The organism is Streptomyces sp. LHD-70, from assembly GCF_031157275.1.
Lineage (GTDB): Bacteria > Actinomycetota > Actinomycetes > Streptomycetales > Streptomycetaceae > Streptomyces.
The window spans coordinates 1-15013 of record NZ_JAVIFW010000032.1 but is presented as its reverse complement, the minus strand read 5'-3'; the positions used below and the strand labels follow the sequence as shown (position 1 = coordinate 15013).

General features: G+C 71.4%; 13 protein-coding genes and 1 pseudogene. 9 read left to right on the top strand and 5 right to left on the bottom strand.

Features of this window, described 5'->3' with window-relative positions; translation table 11 throughout:
- Positions 1-22 precede the first annotated feature (22 nt).
- Complete coding sequence (locus tag RCO28_RS36370) at positions 23-592, bottom strand: SMI1/KNR4 family protein (RefSeq protein ID WP_308945653.1); 570 nt, start codon at positions 590-592, stop codon at positions 23-25.
- A gap of 178 nt (positions 593-770) precedes the next feature.
- On the opposite strand from RCO28_RS36370, the gene RCO28_RS36365 reads away from it, so the two are divergent.
- Complete coding sequence (locus tag RCO28_RS36365; protein ID WP_308945652.1) at positions 771-1586, top strand: class I SAM-dependent methyltransferase; 816 nt, start codon at positions 771-773, stop codon at positions 1584-1586.
- Positions 1587-2362: 776 nt separating this feature from the next.
- Here the strand turns inward: RCO28_RS36365 and RCO28_RS36360 are convergent.
- Positions 2363-3238, bottom strand: coding sequence for a LysR family transcriptional regulator (locus RCO28_RS36360; RefSeq protein WP_308945651.1), 876 nt, complete (start codon positions 3236-3238; stop codon positions 2363-2365).
- 78 nt (positions 3239-3316) lie between these two features.
- Here RCO28_RS36360 and RCO28_RS36355 point away from each other — a divergent pair, with 78 nt between their 5' ends.
- Together RCO28_RS36355 and RCO28_RS36350 are read left to right on the top strand one after the other, a co-directional pair.
- Positions 3317-4249, top strand: a complete 933-nt coding sequence (locus RCO28_RS36355) for an EamA family transporter (protein ID WP_374991319.1) — start codon at positions 3317-3319, stop codon at positions 4247-4249.
- Positions 4246-4899: an NAD(P)H-binding protein gene (locus RCO28_RS36350; protein ID WP_308945650.1), complete on the top strand. Its 654-nt coding sequence runs from the start codon at positions 4246-4248 to the stop codon at positions 4897-4899. The genes RCO28_RS36355 and RCO28_RS36350 overlap by 4 nt, the downstream gene beginning before the upstream one ends.
- 42 nt (positions 4900-4941) lie before the next feature.
- On the opposite strand, the gene RCO28_RS36345 is transcribed toward RCO28_RS36350, so the two are convergent.
- A complete protein-coding gene (locus RCO28_RS36345; RefSeq protein ID WP_308945649.1) occupies positions 4942-5298 on the bottom strand; it encodes a nuclear transport factor 2 family protein in 357 nt (118 codons plus the stop codon).
- A 368-nt stretch (positions 5299-5666) separates the two neighbouring features.
- Here RCO28_RS36345 and RCO28_RS36340 point away from each other — a divergent pair, with 368 nt between their 5' ends.
- From RCO28_RS36340 to RCO28_RS36320, 5 genes are read left to right on the top strand one after another with little or no spacing between them, the layout of a single operon-like run.
- The gene (locus tag RCO28_RS36340; protein ID WP_308945648.1) at positions 5667-6824 is read left to right on the top strand and encodes an acyl-CoA dehydrogenase family protein; all 1158 of its coding nucleotides are present in this window, start codon (positions 5667-5669) and stop codon (positions 6822-6824) included.
- Between the two features lies 1 nt (position 6825).
- Positions 6826-8535, top strand: a complete 1710-nt coding sequence (locus tag RCO28_RS36335; RefSeq protein ID WP_308945647.1) for a thiamine pyrophosphate-dependent enzyme — start codon at positions 6826-6828, stop codon at positions 8533-8535.
- Entirely contained in the window at positions 8532-9722 is a 1191-nt protein-coding gene (locus tag RCO28_RS36330) for a Glu/Leu/Phe/Val dehydrogenase dimerization domain-containing protein (protein ID WP_308945646.1), read from the top strand. The genes RCO28_RS36335 and RCO28_RS36330 overlap by 4 nt, the downstream gene beginning before the upstream one ends.
- A gap of 5 nt (positions 9723-9727) precedes the next feature.
- The gene (locus tag RCO28_RS36325; protein ID WP_308945645.1) at positions 9728-11923 is read left to right on the top strand and encodes an acetate--CoA ligase family protein; all 2196 of its coding nucleotides are present in this window, start codon (positions 9728-9730) and stop codon (positions 11921-11923) included.
- Positions 11920-12747, top strand: a complete 828-nt coding sequence (locus RCO28_RS36320; protein ID WP_308945644.1) for an SDR family oxidoreductase — start codon at positions 11920-11922, stop codon at positions 12745-12747. The genes RCO28_RS36325 and RCO28_RS36320 overlap by 4 nt, the downstream gene beginning before the upstream one ends.
- A 146-nt stretch (positions 12748-12893) precedes the next feature.
- Here RCO28_RS36320 and RCO28_RS36315 read toward each other — a convergent pair whose 3' ends face one another.
- Positions 12894-13373: a hypothetical protein gene (locus RCO28_RS36315; protein ID WP_308945643.1), complete on the bottom strand. Its 480-nt coding sequence runs from the start codon at positions 13371-13373 to the stop codon at positions 12894-12896.
- A 448-nt stretch (positions 13374-13821) separates the two neighbouring features.
- On the opposite strand from RCO28_RS36315, the gene RCO28_RS36310 reads away from it, so the two are divergent.
- Entirely contained in the window at positions 13822-14898 is a 1077-nt protein-coding gene (locus RCO28_RS36310; RefSeq protein ID WP_308945642.1) for a hypothetical protein, read from the top strand.
- A 19-nt stretch (positions 14899-14917) separates the two neighbouring features.
- On the opposite strand, the pseudogene RCO28_RS36305 reads toward RCO28_RS36310, so the two are convergent.
- Positions 14918-15013 (bottom strand): annotated as a pseudogene (locus tag RCO28_RS36305) (IS982 family transposase); the annotation flags it as partial.

Sequence of the window (15013 nt, the reverse complement as noted above, 5' to 3'; positions counted from 1 at the left end):
CCGATAACTTCCTACGGGCGGATCAGCACGGGGGCACTTCCAGGTCGATCGGCGGCAGTCCCCAGGGTTCCAGGATTCCGTTGCCGTACTCCGCCAGGAACTGGACTGCTCCGCCACCGTAGTGCCACCACGCCCCGCCGCGAGAAGCAACCGTGACGATCCAGTCCTGCGGAGATCCTCCCGTCGTGGTCCACATGAACTTGTCGCTGTCGCACGACTCACCCCAGGGCAGCAGCCCACCAGGAGCGGGGTGGGCCAGCAAGCCGAGACCGGGTTCCAGCCAGGCGTCGGTGAGTACTTCAAGGGTGTCGCGGGTGGCCTGAAGACTGCGGTCCTCTTCGCCCGGCTCAGGAAGACGAACCAGCAGGAAGTCTCCGATGGCGAAGGTCGGGTACCACTCCGCGAGGTACTTGTAATCGGAGGGAAGCCCGGCGCCCAGGCTCTCCTCGAACCCGGCCCAGTCGATCACGGCCCGCACCGGCCGGCGGAGGTCGGCCAATCCGGGGACGGCACGCTCCAGCAACGCGAGAGCCTCTTCCGGATCGGTTATTCGGCGCTGCGGCGTCTGCGTACCGACCAGAGCGTCATCCATGTGCCGCAGCGTGCCGCACGCATCCGACATCCCCGACGGGCGGGCCCCAGGGCTCCTTTGACGCCGCCCCGGCACCAGGAGCGGCCAAGGAATCCTGCCTCACGCAACTAGAGCCATCAGAAGCGACCTCTTAGCATCCGGGCAGGCGATGCCTACGGATGAAGGCTCGGAGGGTGTCATGCGCAGTTCGTCGGCTGCACCTCTATGGAGGGACCGTTCGCGGCTTGGTCACCAGGTGCGGTACGCGCTGCGTCATCCTCGGCGTGTGCTGCCCCACCTGCGCCGGCTTGCGCGGAACGGCTGGCTGCGGCTGCGACATCGCGGGAGTCACATCGCGTACTACCGGGCGGTGATGGCGTCGGACACCGCGAGGAGTGCCGAGGCGGCCGTGGGTGGCCGGCCGTCGCACGCGCGCTGGCTGGCCCTCGGGCAGATGCAGTACGACTATCTGGTGCGGCACGGGCTGAAGCCGCAGGACCGGATGCTGGAGATCGGGTGCGGGAATCTGCGGGCCGGGTGGCGGTTCATCGAGTATCTGGAGCCCGGCCATTACTTCGGGATCGACATCTCGCCGGACATCCTCATCGAGGGGAAGAAGACCCTCGTCCGGTACGGCCTGCAGCAGAAGGTGCCGCATCTGACTCCCGTCGCCGATCTGACGCTCGACTTCCTTCCCGACGCGTACTTCACGGTGGTGCACGCGCACAGCGTGTTCTCGCACTCGCCGCTGGAGGTCATCGATCAGTGCCTTGCCCACGTAGGGCGGGTGCTGGCTTCCGACGGCTTCTTCGACTTCACCTTCGACCGCACCGAGGGCGCCGAACACCAGGTGCTCGGCGAGGACTTCTACTACCGCACCGGGACGTTGATCCGCCTTGCCGAAAAGCACGGTCTGGCCGCCCGGTTCATGGAGGACTGGGAGGCGCTGCCGCACGGCCAGTCCAAGCTCCGGGTCACGCATCCTGGGGGCGGGCGATCTGACGCTGCACGGTGAGAGCGCCATGTTGTCGACGAGGTCGGCGCGCAGCTGCGCGAGCAGCACGGCCTCGGCCGTGGCCACGTTCGAGGCGGCAGGAGCGGACGGCGTGAGGTCGCAGGGGCGGACGGCGTGAGGTCGGCCACGGCGAGGGCCGTGCACACTGCGGCAGGCAGGGCGTGGCGGCGGGCCCGGGGGGTGATACGTCATGGAGGTGGCGGCGGAGTCGCCGGTACCTGCGGCGTACTGCCACCAGAAGCGGGCGGATTCTTCCTGGGCGGCGAGCTGGAGGAGGCATCCGAGGACTCTGGCACCCACGGGTTGGGCGACGACGGACTCGCACAGGTTGGTGAGGTTCTGGGCGGCGGTGTTGCCGGCCGTGGGTGCCGGGTTGTTGTGTGGGGTGGTTGTTCTGGGGGCGGTTGGGGCGCGGGTGCGGGCGGCGAGGCGTGCCTCGGCTGCGGCGGTGTCCGCCTGGTCGTAGGGGCGGCGGACCAGGCGCGCCCGCTCGAGGAGTTCGTCAATGGGCGACATCGGCGTGTCCCTCCGTGGTGTGCGGGGGGGGCGGTGAGCAGGGCGTGGAGTCGGCGTTTGGCGTGCCGGGCGCTGGAGCGGACGCCGGCGGGGGTGATGCCGAGTTCGTCGGCGACCTGGCGCTTGGGTCTCGAAGGCGGCCAGGTCCAGCGGGAGTGCGCGGCGGCCGCGGCGGTGGGTGTCGATGGTGCAGTTGCGCATCACGGTCCAGGCGTAGCCGGCGTCGTCGGCCTCACCCCCGAAGCGACCGTCGGCGGACGTCAGACCCGGCACGTGCGCAGCACCGCCAGGAGCGCGGTGGCGGCCGGGGTGGGGTTGAACTCGCTCCAGGCCAGGTACTCGCTGCGGGTCGGCCCGCCCGTCACCGCGATGGCGGCCAGCCGGGCGCCCGGTCGCAGGATCGCGGGTGGCAGCAGGGCGACCGCGAGGTTCTGCTCGACGAGGTCGAGGATCAGGTCGATGGACATCGCCTCGAAGGTCACGTCGCGTGGGATGCCTGCCGCCGCGAAGGCGAGGTCGCTCTGTGCGCGGCCGGGCGTGCCCGCCGTGAAGTCGACGAACGTCTCCTCGGCCAGGTCGGCCAGGCGCAGGCGGCGGCGTCCCGCCAGGCGGTGCTCGGTGGAGACGACCGCGATGTGCCGCTCCCTGGCCAGCTCGACCGACTGGACGCCGCTCGGCGTGACGGTCTCCGGCAGCCCGAGGACCGCGATGTCCACGGTGCCCGCTTCGACGGCGGAGATGAGCTCGTCGCTGGCCGCGGTGCGCAGGGTGACGCGTACGGCGGGGTGGGCCTGGTGGAAGGTCCGCAGCGCGTGGGGGATGTCGAGGGCGGTGACGGTGGGGATGATGCCGAGGGTGACGGGGCCGCGCATCTCCCCGAGGGTCGCCTTCGCATCGGCGGCGGCCCGCTCGGCGGCCTCCAGGCTGGCGCGGGCCGAGGGCAGGAACGCCTTGCCTGCCGCGGTGAGTTCGACCCTTCTGCTGGTACGTGCGAACAGGCGCACCCCGAGTTCGTCCTCGAGTGTCTTGACCTGGTGGCTCAGCGCGGACTGGACCACGTGGCACTGCTCGGCGGCGCGTGTGAAGTTCCGGGTCTCGGCGACGGCCAGGACGTATCGAAGTTGCCTGAGTTCCATCCATCCATCGTGTCTCACGATGGATTGCATGAAAACCATGTGTTGGACTCATAGGTGAGTGGGCCGGACAGTGGTGGTGTGACCACAACGACCTCTCCCCCGGCCCTGCCCGTGCCGACGCCCACGCCGCCGGCCTCCCGGGCCGGGCTCACTCTTGCCACGGCGTTCGCGCCTGCGGTGTGGGGTACGACGTACGTCGTCACCACCGAACTGCTGCCGCCCGACGCCCCGTTGTTCGCCGCACTCATGCGCGCGCTCCCGGCCGGTCTGCTCGGCCTGCTCATCGCGCGCACCCTCCCGCGCGGGGCGTGGTGGTGGAAGGCCGCGGCCCTCGGCGCACTGAACGTCGGCGCGTTCTTTCCGCTGCTGTTCATGGCCGCTGAACGTCTCCCCGGTGGGGTGGCCGCGACGCTCGGGGCGAGTCAGCCGATCCTGGTGGCCCTCCTCGCCGTGCCCCTCCTGTCCGAACGGCTGTCGCCGTGGCGTCTGGCCTGGGGCGCCGTCGGAGTCGTGGGGGTGGGCCTGGTCGTGCTCGGACCGGGCGCGGCGTTCGACCCGATCGGGATCGTCGCCGGTCTGGCAGGGGCCGCGGCCATGGGGACAGGTGTGGTGCTCACCAAGCGCTGGGGCCGTCCCGAAGGTGTCAGTGCGGTCGGGTTCGCCGGGTGGCAACTCACCGCGGGCGGACTGGTGTTGCTCGCCCCGACGCTGCTCTTCGAGGGCATACCCGTCGGGATCGACGGCCGGGCCGTGGCGGGGTACGTGTGGCTGGGCACCGCGGGCGGGCTGATCGCCTACACCCTCTGGTTCAGGGGCCTGCGCGCCCTCCCGGTCACGGCGTCGGCCCTCCTCGGGCTCCTCTCGCCGCTGGTCGCCACCGCTCTCGGCGTGCTGCTCGCCGGCGAGAGCCTCGATCCTCTTCAGCTGCTCGGCTTCGCCCTCGCCCTCGCGGCGCTGGCCGCCGGACAGATCACCCCGGCACCTCGCACACCGAAAGGGTCTCCCTCATGAACATCGCCGTCCTCGGCGCCACCGGAATGGTCGGCTCACGGCTCGTCGCTGAAGCCGTCTCGCGCGGGCACCAAGTGATCGCCGCGTCCCGGCACCCTCAGCAGGCCGCCACGTTCGGCATCACTCCCGCGGCCGTGGACCTCACGGACCAGCAGCACGGTGCCGCCGCTCTCGACGCGGCCCTCGCCAAGGCCGACGCCGTGCTCCTCTCCGTCCGCCCGAAGCCGGGCCAGGAGGACTCGATCGCCCCGGCGACGTCGGCAGTCCTGGACGCGGCCGCCCGGGCGGGCATCCGGGTCCTGGTCGTCGGCGGAGCAGGACCCCTGAAGTCGCCTCGCCGGCCCGGGCTGTTGGTGATCGACGACCCGCACCATGTCCCTGACCAGTGGCGCGCCGTCGCGGGAGCCAGTACGACCCAACTGCGTACCTGCAAGGAGCACCCGTACGGGAACTGGACGTACCTCAGTCCGCCGTCCCTCCTCGAACCCGGCACCCGCACCGGCGCGTACTGCCGCGGGACGACCACCCTGCTGACCGCCCCCGACGGCACGTCGCGCATCAGCGTCGAGGACCTCGCCGTGGCCGCGCTCGACGAGCTCGAACACCCCGTAGGGGAGCGGCACTTCACGGTGGTGACCGTGGCCTCGTAAGGAATCCCGTTGCTTCCCGTGGCTTCCCGCGCTGCCCGAGAGTCAGAAACCGTTGAAGAAGCCGTGTACGCGGCTGATCCGGCCGTCCTCGAACCACGCGACGTCGAACCCGCTCACCACCGGCGGGCCATCCGTCGGGCCGACCTGCCAGGAGAAGTGGACGGAGTCGTGGTGGGTCAGCACCTGGTCGAAGGTGAAGAGCATCCCGGTGAAGTTCTTCTGCGCGCCGGCGATGTACTGACCGATGGCGACGGCTCCCTCGGCCACGACGGTCGGGTCGGTGTAGGTCGCGCCAGGGGTGAACACGTCGTCGATGGAAGCCTGGCGAACCTTGTCGTCGGACTCGTTCCAGATCGAGATGTACGCCTCGACCAGCTTCGTGACGGCACTCTTGTCCATGGCGGACGACCGTATCACCGGGGGTACGCGGGCCTGCCATCCAACTACTCGTATCCGCAGCGGAGTTGTGCCCGGCGGGAGCCTCAGCCTGGTCGACGTAGGTGCGTGCGGACGCGACGAGGGACGGCACGGACCTGCCCCGGAATCCTGGATTCCTCAATTCCGGAGTTGAGTAGCTTCGGTCGCTGCGCGGGTCGTCGGCGGCCAGGCCGGCGGGCACAGTCCGTCAGGTCGAAGCGGCCGATGCCGGCGCGGAACGAAACTGACCCACGATTCAGTAGCCGACCTGTTGACGCGGCCGCCGCGGGCTCCAGATACTGACTGAGCGTTTAGTAGCTAAGGCAATGTCGTCGTGCCTGGAGGCACCCATGGCTGACCTGCCCACCGAGCTTGTTCCGCTGACTTCCGAGCAGCGCGACATCGTGGAGCTCACCCGCACCTTCGCCCGTGAGGAGATCAGGCCACGGGCCCGGGCCGTGGACGAGGCGGACGTCGAGACACCCTGGGACCTGTGGCGCCGGGCCGGTGAGGTCGGGATCACCGGGTTCATGCTGCCCGAGGAGTTCGGAGGCGGCGGGTTCACCGATGTGTTCACGCAGGCCCTCGTCCAGGAAGAGCTGTGCGTCGGGGATCTCGGCATCGGCAATCTGCTCTGCTCCAACGGGTTCTTCGCCGATCCCGTGCTCGAGCTGGGCAGCGCCGAGCAGCAGCGGGAGTGGCTGACGCCGCTGGCCGGGGCGGACTCGCCGATGACGTCCCTCGCGACCACGGAACCGGGCGCCGGTTCCGACGCCGCGTCCATCACGACCACCGCGCAGCGGACCGGGGGTGGATACGTGCTGAGCGGGCAGAAGGCCTGGATCTCCAACGCCGGTGAGGCCGAGCAGTACGTCGTCTTCGCCAAGACCGATCCGGCCCTGCGCGCGCGGGGCGTCAGCGCGTTCCTGTTCCGCAGGGACACGCCCGGTGTCTCGTTCGGGGAGCCGATGCGGAAGATGGGGCAGCGCGCGATCGTCTGCCGCGAGATCTTCTTCTCCGACGCCTTCGTGCCCGAGGCCGCCCGGCTCGGCGAGGAGGGCCAGGGGTTCAGCGGTCTGATGCGTACGTTCGACATCTCCCGGACCGTGCTCGGCGCGGCGGCGACCGGGGTGGCCAGGGCGGCGTACGAGTACGCGGCCGACTACGCCAGGACGCGGCGGCAGTTCGGCAAGCCGATCGTCGAGCACCAGGCGGTCGCGTTCCGGCTCGCGGACATGCGCACCCGTATCGAGCAGGCACGGCTCATGACGTGGCGTGCGGCGAAACGGCTCGACGCCGGTCTGGACGCGACGGCCGAGGCGGCGATGGCGAAGCTCACCGCGTCCGAGACGGCGGCGTACTGCACGTGGGCGGCCGTGCAGACGCTCGGCGGGTGGGGGTATTCGCGGGAGTACCCGGTCGAGCAGTGGATGCGTGACGCCAGACTCGAAGAGATCGAAGAGGGGACCTCGGACATCATGCGCCTGGTCATCTCGCGGAGCGTGTGACGTGACGGGAGCAGAGGACGACGTCGCCGTGGGACGGCGGTTCGGGGCCGAGGCCGCGATGACCGGCGGTGAGGCCCTGGTGCGGGCGCTGGCCGCGCACGGCGCCGATCTCGCCTTCGGCATTCCGGGAACACACAACCTGGAGGTCTACCGGCATCTGGAGCCGTACGGCATCCGGCATGTGACGCCCCGTCATGAACAGGGTGCGGGGTATGCCGCCGACGCGTCTGCGCGGGTCACGGGGCGGCCCGGCGTGGTGGTCACGACCACCGGGCCCGCCTTGCTGAACGCCGCGGCGGCGGTCGGTCAGGCGTACTCGGACAGTGTGCCGCTGCTTGTGGTGTCGCCGGGGATGCCGCTCAGGCACCCGCGGCAGCCGACCGGCCTGCTGCACGAGATGCGCAGCCAGACGGAGGCGATGCGCGGGGTCACGGCGTTCAGCCACCGGGTGTCGTCGGTCGAGGAGATCGGCGCGGCGGTGGCGCGCGCGTACACGCTGTTCCGTACGGGGCGGCCCCGGCCGGTGCATATCGAGGTGCCGCTGGATCTGCTCGGGGCCGTGGAGCCGGTGGGTGCCGTGCGGCTCGCGCCGCCGGCCGGCGCCCTGCCGCCGTCGGACGCGGCGGTGCGGGAGGCGGCCGGGGCGCTGGCGTCGGCCCGCCGGCCCGCGCTCGTCCTCGGGGGCGGCGCCCGGGAGGCGGGGCCCGAATGCCGGTCGCTGGCCGAGGAGTTGGGGGCGTTCGTCGTCACGACCGCCAACGGCAAGGGCATCGTCGACGAGGGGCATCCGCTGTCGCTCGGGGTGTCGTTGCACGATCCGTCGGTGCGGAAGGCGCTCGCGGACTGCGATGCCGTACTGGCCGTCGGCACGGAGCTGGCCGAGTCGGACCTGTGGGTCCAACCACCCGCCGCGCTCGGGGAGTTGCTGATTCGGGTGGATGTGGACCCGGCGCAGATGTACGCGGGCCTGCGCGCGGACGTGGCACTCGTCGGGGACGCGCGGGAATGCCTGCGGGCGCTGCTGCACGCGGTCGCCGCCGTACGGGGCGAGGAGGGCGCCGCCGTACGGGGCGAGGAGGGCGCCGCCTCGGGTCCGCCCGTACACGGCAAGCGGCGGGACGCGCACGCGGGCGTCGCGGAGGTGCGGGGTGCGCGGGACGCGGCGACGGCCCACCGGGACGCGCGCTGGGTTCCGTATCTGCGGGCGGTCCGCGACGTGGTCGACGCGGACGCGGTGTTCACCTCGGACAGCGCGCAGTGCTGCTACTACGGCGCACTCCCCCACCTGCCGCTCGGCCCGCGGGGGCGTTTCCTGCATCCGACGGGATTCGGGACGCTCGGCTACGCGCTGCCCGCCGCCGTAGGCGTGAAGGCGGCGCAGCCCGAGCGGCAGGTGGTCGCACTCAGCGGGGACGGCGGACTGCAGTTCACCGTCCAGGAACTGGCGACCGCAGCGCAACTCCAACTCCCTTTGCCTGTCGTCGTGTTCGACAACGGCGGGTTCGGCGAGATCCGCGACGAGATGGCGGCCCGCGGCGACACCCCCGTCGCCGTCGACCTGCCGCGGGTCGACCTGCCCGCGCTGTGCCGGGCGTACGGCGGCGCGGGTGTGCATGCGTCGACGCCCGAAGCGCTCGCCGAGGCCCTTGCGAAGGCGCTGCGCACACCCGGACCCACACTCATCACCGTTCCCGAGGAGCCCGCCGCATGACCGATCCCACTCCCCTCATCTCGCTGACCTGGACCGATCACGTCACCGGACGGCAGGGCTTCCTGGTCGTGGACCGGCTGGTGCGCGGCGTCTCCAGCGGCGGTCTGCGGATGCGCGAGGGCTGCACGCTCGACGAAGTCGCCGGTCTCGCCCGGGGTATGACGATGAAGGAGGCGCTGCACTACAACCCCGACGGCCGCTACGTCCCGCTCGGCGGCGCCAAGGGCGGCATCGACTGCGATCCGCGGGACCCGGAGGCGTACGGGGTGCTCGTGCGCTACCTGCGGGCCATGCGTCCGCACATCGAGAGCTTCTGGACCACCGGCGAGGACCTGGGCCTCACCCAGGACGTCGTGGACAAGGCGGTCGCCGAGGCCGGTCTCGTCTCCTCGATCCAGGCCGTGTACCCGCTCCTCGACGACGAGCGCGCGGCCCGCGGGCGGCTCGCCGACGCGTTCGCCGTGCAGGTCGACGGCATCGGCCTCGACGAGCTGGTCGGCGGCTGCGGCGTGGCGGAGTCGGTGCTCGTGGCGCTCGACCGGGCCGGTGTGCCGTACGACGGGACGCGGGTGTCGGTGCAGGGCTTCGGCACCATGGGCGGGGCCACGGCCCGGTTCCTGTCCCGGGCCGGTCTGAAGGTGGTGGCCGTCGCCGACGTGAAGGGCACGGTCGCCAACCCGGACGGCCTCGACGTCGAAGTGCTGCTCGCGGCCCGGGACGCCTACGGGGCGGTGGACCGGGGCGCGCTGCGCGCCGGGGACGCGGAACTGCCCGGTGAGGCCTGGCTGTCGGTCGAGGCCGAGGTGCTGGTTCCGGCGGCGGTGTCGTACACCGTCGACGCGGCCAATCAACGGCTGATCGGCCCGGCCGCGCGCTGGGTCGTCGAGGCCGCCAACATGCCGGTGCTGCCCGAGGCGGAGGCGCTGCTCGCCGAGCGGGGCGTGCAGGTGCTGCCGGACGTGGTGGTCAACTCCGGTACGAACGCGTGGTGGTGGTGGACGCTCTTCGGTGACATCGGCGCCGACGCGGACGAGGCGTTCGCGTACACCCGGCGGTCGATGCGTGCCCTGATCGACCAGATGCTCGCGCGGGCCGCGTCCGACGGGACGACTCCGCGGGCCGCGGCGCACGCGATCGTCGCCGACCGGCTGCCGCTGATCGCGGAGCGGTTCGGGTGGTACAGGTGACGGGGGTGACGGGGGGTCAGCCCTGCGCCGGGGCCGCGGTCGGCGGGCTCGACGTGCTCTTCGACCCGCGGTCCGTCGCCGTCGTCGGGGCCTCCGCGAACCCGGAGAAGTGGGGTTACTGGCTGGCCTCCGGCGCCCTTGACGGGCGCGAGCGCCGGGCCGTGCACCTGGTCAACCGGCGCGGCGGCGAACTGCGCGGCGTGCCCTTCCTGCCCGGCCTCGACGCGCTGCCGCACGCGCCCGAGCATGTCGTGGTGGCCGTACCGCCGCCGCAGGTCGGACCGCTGGTCGAGCAGGGGCTCGCGGCCGGGGCGCGCTGTTTCACCGTCATCACCTCGGGCGGGGCGGGCGCGGCCGAGGAACGGGAGCTCGCTTCGCTTGTCACCGCGGGCGGGGCGCGGCTGCTCGGCCCCAACTGCATGGGCGTCGTCGACACCACCTCGGGGCTGCGGCTGAGCTGGGGCGACTTCCCGGCGGGCGCGGTCGGCCTGGTCTCCCAGAGCGGCAACCTGGCGCTGGAGATCGGCCGGCTCCTCGCCCGCGCGGGGCAGGGCTTCTCCCGCTTCGTCTCGCTCGGCAACCAGCGGGACATCGACGCCGCCGACGCGCTCGACGCGCTGATCGCGCACCCGCCGACGCGGATCGTCGCCGCGTACGTGGAGGACTTCCGCGACGGCCGGCGCCTGGCCCGTACGCTCGCGGCGGCCCACGCGGCGGGCAAGCCGGTGCTGCTCCTCACGGTGGGCCGCAGCGAGGCCTCCGGCCGGGCGGCGGCCTCCCACACCGGGGCCCTGGTCAGCACCCGCGCGACCGTGGAAGCGGTGTGCCGCGACGCGGGAGCGCTGCTCCTCGACACGGCGGGCGAGCTGGTGGACACGGCGATGTGCCTGCTGGGCGTGCCGGGGTGGGGGGTACCGAGCCTGGGTGTGCCTGGCTTGGGGGCGCCTGGCTTGGGGGCGCCGGGGTCGACGCCCCTGCGGGTCGCCGTCGTCGGGGACAGCGGGGGTCAAGGGGCCCTGGCCGCCGACGCGTTGGCGGCGCGGGGGCTGGCCGTTCCCGGGCTCTCGGCGGACACGGTCCGGGCGGTGGCCGCCGAGCTGCCGCCGGGTGCGGCCTGCGGCAATCCGGTCGACCTGGCCGGGGCGGGCGAGGCCGACCTGGGCAGTTACGCCCGCGTGGTCCGCGCTCTGCTGTCCGCCGGTGACACGGACGCGGTGGTGCTGACCGGGTACTTCGGTGACTACGCGTCCGCCAACCCCGCCCAGGCCGCCCGGGAGTGCGAGGTCGCGCGTGAACTCGCCGCTGCGGCACGGGAGTTCGGGCGCCGCCTCGTCGTGCACACCATGGCGCGCGGCACCCCCGCCCTGGCCGCGCTGCGGGAGTACGCGGTACCGGTGTACGAGCGGATCGAGGAGGCGGCGGGGGCGCTGGCCGGGGCGGCCCGGCTGCACGTTCCGCCCGAAGGTCCGGCAGGTCCCGCAGGCCCTGCAGATCCCGCAGATCCCGCAGGGCCCGCAGATCCCGCAGATCCCGCAGGTCCCGCCGGGCCCGCGCCGGAGGCGGCGTTCGCGGTCGCGGACGGGGGTTACGAGTCCGTACGGGAACTGCTCGCCTCGTACGGACTCGGCTTTCCCGCGGCGGAGTTCGTGAGCGACGCCGACGAGGCGGTCCTGGCCGCGCACCGCACCGGATACCCCCTCGCCCTCAAGGCGATGGGCCTGGCGCACAAGACGGAGGCGGGCGGCGTCGCGCTCGGCATCGCCGACGAGGACGGGCTGCGGGCCGCGTTCGCCCGGATGCGGTCGCGGACCGGCGCGGCGCGCTACGTGGTGGAGGCCATGGCGTCCCCGCCGTACGCGGTGGAGCTCATCGTCGGCGTACGGCGCGACCCGGCGTTCGGCCCGGTCGCGATGGTCGGCATCGGCGGGGTCACCGCCGAGCTCCTCGCCGACACGGCGGTCGCGCTCGCGCCGCTCACACCCGAGCGGGCCCGCGCGTTACTGCTCTCGCTGCGGCACGCGCCGCTGCTCACGGGCTGGCGCGGGGCGCCGCCCGTGCATCTGGAGGCGGCGACCGCGGCGCTGTGCGCGGTGGCGCGGGCCGGTGCGGCCCACCCCGAGCTGTCCGAACTGGAAGTCAACCCCCTGCTGGTCCACCCGGGCGGCGCGATCGCCCTCGACGCACACGGAGTACTCGGATGACCGACGCGAAGGCGAACTCGGCCTACAGTAACGGCAGTTGGGGCTTCGACGGCCGTACGTACCTCGTGACCGGAGGCGGCAGCGGCATCGGCCGGGCCATCGCCCTGGCGCTCGCCGAGGCCGGGGCGCAGGTCGTGGTCGCGGGCCGCACTCCGGCGAAGCTGGACGAGACGGTCGCGCTGATCGAGAAGAGCGGCAGTGGTCAAGCACTGGCCGTACCGACCGACGTACGCGATCCGGCCGCCGTGGACCACCTGGTGGCCGCCGCCGTGGAGCGGTTCGGGCGGATCGACGGTCTGGTCAACAACGCGGCCGGCAACTTCGTCGCACCCGGCATCGACCTCAGCCCGAACGGCTGGCGGGCGGTCGTCGACATCGTCCTCAATGGCTCGTACTACTGCACCCGGGCCGTGGCCCGGCAGTTGCGCGCGCAGGGCACGGGCGGTTCGGTGCTCTCGGTGATCGCGACGTACGCCTGGCACGGCCATCCGGGCACGGTGCACTCGGCCGCCGCGAAGGCCGGGGTGCTCGCGATGACGCGCACGCTTGCCGTGGAGCTGGCGCCGCACGGGATCCGCCTCAACTGCGTCGCCCCGGGCCCTACGGAGACGGAGGGCGCGGGGGCCGCACTGTGGGGCACGGACGAGGCCCGCGCCGGGGTCCTCGCCACGGTCCCCGCAGCCCGCTTCGCCGCCCCGGCGGAAATCGCCGACGCCGCGCTGTTCCTGCTGAGCGAACGCTCCTCGTACCTGACGGGGGACTGCTTGACGGTGGACGGGGGGCAGTGGCTCGGTAAGCAGGTTTATGGCCGGGGCCGGAGCTGAACGGGCCGTAGGCAGCGTCACACAGCCGATCCAAGCCGGGTATCCCCTGAGCGGGATACCCTCACTTGGACCCGGCCCGATTGCGGCGGGCCGGGGTCCAAGTTCCTCACCAGCAGGCCTGTCAATGTCCTTGGTCCGCGTCGGGGTCAGTGGTGGTGCTCGTCGATCACTCGGAAGCTGCCGACAAGCGCGAAAGGAACCACAGCACCGTCGAATACCGGCGTGCCGGGGATTGCGCTGCTGGCGTTCCGGGGCCCAATAGTCGCACTTGCAGGGCCGTTGTCGCAGGTAATCCCGCTGAAGAATTCGACACTCTTGCCACTGTCGTTTCGGACGTTGAAACTCGTGGCGGGACTGCTGATCGCAGCGGTGCACACACCCGGCTCGGCCGCATAGATTCGCTCGTTGATGTGGATCCGGCCACCGTCGTTCCTGAAGCGGTTGCCCGTCTGGCCGTCGCCTCCGAGGGGAGCATTCGTCTGGCCGTCGCCTCCGCGGGGAACAGAGGCAGCGGCCTCTCCTGACTGCGGGACGGAATTGGAAGCCGAGGCGTAGTTCACGCTGCTTGCAGCCAGGGCCACGATGCCCGCCGACGCTGCGATCGCTGCAACCTTACGCCTACGCATTCCGCTTCTCCTTCTCTCAAGCATTCCGTTCTCCATCTCTTACTGATGCCAGCTGAGCGGCCGACTATTGGCGAACATACTTTGCGCCTTTTTCTGTCGCCACCTCAGAAATAGCTGAGGGGTGGCAAATGAGGTCCGATTGGGTGTCGCAAAGCCAAGGATTCGTTTGTGACGGCTCATCAAACGGTCGTACGCAGGGACAACTTGGCGGGGACTTCGACGGCCCGGCGAGCTGACACCCCTTCACCCTGTAGCTGGCGTGTCGTGCGTTGAAATCGCTCCACACATCGGCTAGGCGCTACCGCGCCTCTCCCCCCGAGGCTCGCGGACGACGGCTCGTCGCTCACCGCTATGCGCGAAGTCGTCGACCACCTTGACGGTGGATGGGGGCAGTGGCTGAGGAACCAGGCCAACTGGACTGTCAGTGCCGGGAATTACGGTATGCCGCATGACCGACGCTCGAACGATGCATCGCTTCTCCGGCCACTCCCATGCCGGTGCGCACGAGACCACGCCTGTCGTTGAGTTGGACGGCGTTCCGGTGACGGTCAGCGTTGACGAGGAGGGGAGTTTGTGGACGTGCGACCTCGTCGGTGGCGCATGCGTCGAGCGTGAGCTGGAGCTCGACGCGGCAGGCCCGGAGGACGACTGGTACTTCGAGAGCGGCCTATGGGACGAGGACGACCCTGACGAGGAGAGGCCAGAACTCGAAGCGGACGCCTATGAGATCGCCTCGTCCTTGACGGTGGCGCATCTCTATGGGCGTCCCGTGGTCGTCACCGGCGGCGGCCGGTTCGACCTTTCCCATCCCGACGTCGAAATGATGTCCGGGGGCATGCGTGTCTGGGATCTGCGTACGGGTCGCAAGGTGGGGAAGACGCTGACCGGTCACGCGCTTGGCATCGCCTCGCTCACCACCGTGCCCTCCGACCAGGGGCTGATCGGTGTCAGCAACTGCGAAGCGGGCACGCTGCTGGCCTGGGATCTGACCCACGGGGGCGAGCGGATCGCAGAAATCAAGGCCGGCTACAACGGAGCGTTGGGGGCCGCTCTCGTCGCCGGCCGACCGGTGGCCGTCACCGGAGGCGCCGACAGTTTCCTGCAGGCCTGGGACCTTCGTAGCGGCGAACAGATCGGCAGGAACCTGACCGGTATCGACCATGCTGCGCCGGCCATCGGGATCACGGAGGTGAACGGCCGGACACTGGTGGTGGCTTGCGGCCACGACAACGCGCTGCACAGGTGGGACCTCGCCACGCAGGAGCCGACCGGATCCCCCATGACCGGCCACACATCCGGCATCCAGACCCTGGGCACCGCGACGGTCGCAGGCCGCGCGATCGCCGTGACCGGCAGCGATGACGGCACCACCCGCGTGTGGGATCTGGCCGGTGGTCAGCAGATCGGAGAGCCGTTCACCGGCCACCAGCTCCAGATGGTCACCGAGATCGCGGGGGCCCCGGTTGCCGTCACCCAGAGCTCTGACTCCATCCGCGTCTGGGATCTGACCCTCGCCGCCCGCTAGATGTGTGAGTCCGAAGTTCTCAGTGGTCGTAGGCGATCAGGGATCGTTTGATTGCGGCTCCGGTGGTCCAGTTGTGCCAGATGGCGGTGGCGAGGGCGAGGAGGCGTTGGCCGGT

What these genes read in the sequence shown, in the direction of transcription:
- RCO28_RS36340 (WP_308945648.1), top strand. Translation starts at nt 5,667, where the DNA reads ATGGCTGACCTGCCCACCGAGCTTGTTCCGCTGACTTCCGAGCAGCGC.
- RCO28_RS36365 (WP_308945652.1), top strand. Translation starts at nt 771, where the DNA reads ATGCGCAGTTCGTCGGCTGCACCTCTATGGAGGGACCGTTCGCGGCTT.
- RCO28_RS36320 (WP_308945644.1), top strand. Translation starts at nt 11,920, where the DNA reads ATGACCGACGCGAAGGCGAACTCGGCCTACAGTAACGGCAGTTGGGGC.
- RCO28_RS36370 (WP_308945653.1), bottom strand. Translation starts at nt 592, where the DNA reads ATGGATGACGCTCTGGTCGGTACGCAGACGCCGCAGCGCCGAATAACC.
- RCO28_RS36360 (WP_308945651.1), bottom strand. Translation starts at nt 3,238, where the DNA reads ATGGAACTCAGGCAACTTCGATACGTCCTGGCCGTCGCCGAGACCCGG.
- RCO28_RS36345 (WP_308945649.1), bottom strand. Translation starts at nt 5,298, where the DNA reads ATGGACAAGAGTGCCGTCACGAAGCTGGTCGAGGCGTACATCTCGATC.
- RCO28_RS36315 (WP_308945643.1), bottom strand. Translation starts at nt 13,373, where the DNA reads ATGCGTAGGCGTAAGGTTGCAGCGATCGCAGCGTCGGCGGGCATCGTG.
- RCO28_RS36350 (WP_308945650.1), top strand. Translation starts at nt 4,246, where the DNA reads ATGAACATCGCCGTCCTCGGCGCCACCGGAATGGTCGGCTCACGGCTC.
- RCO28_RS36330 (WP_308945646.1), top strand. Translation starts at nt 8,532, where the DNA reads ATGACCGATCCCACTCCCCTCATCTCGCTGACCTGGACCGATCACGTC.
- RCO28_RS36310 (WP_308945642.1), top strand. Translation starts at nt 13,822, where the DNA reads ATGACCGACGCTCGAACGATGCATCGCTTCTCCGGCCACTCCCATGCC.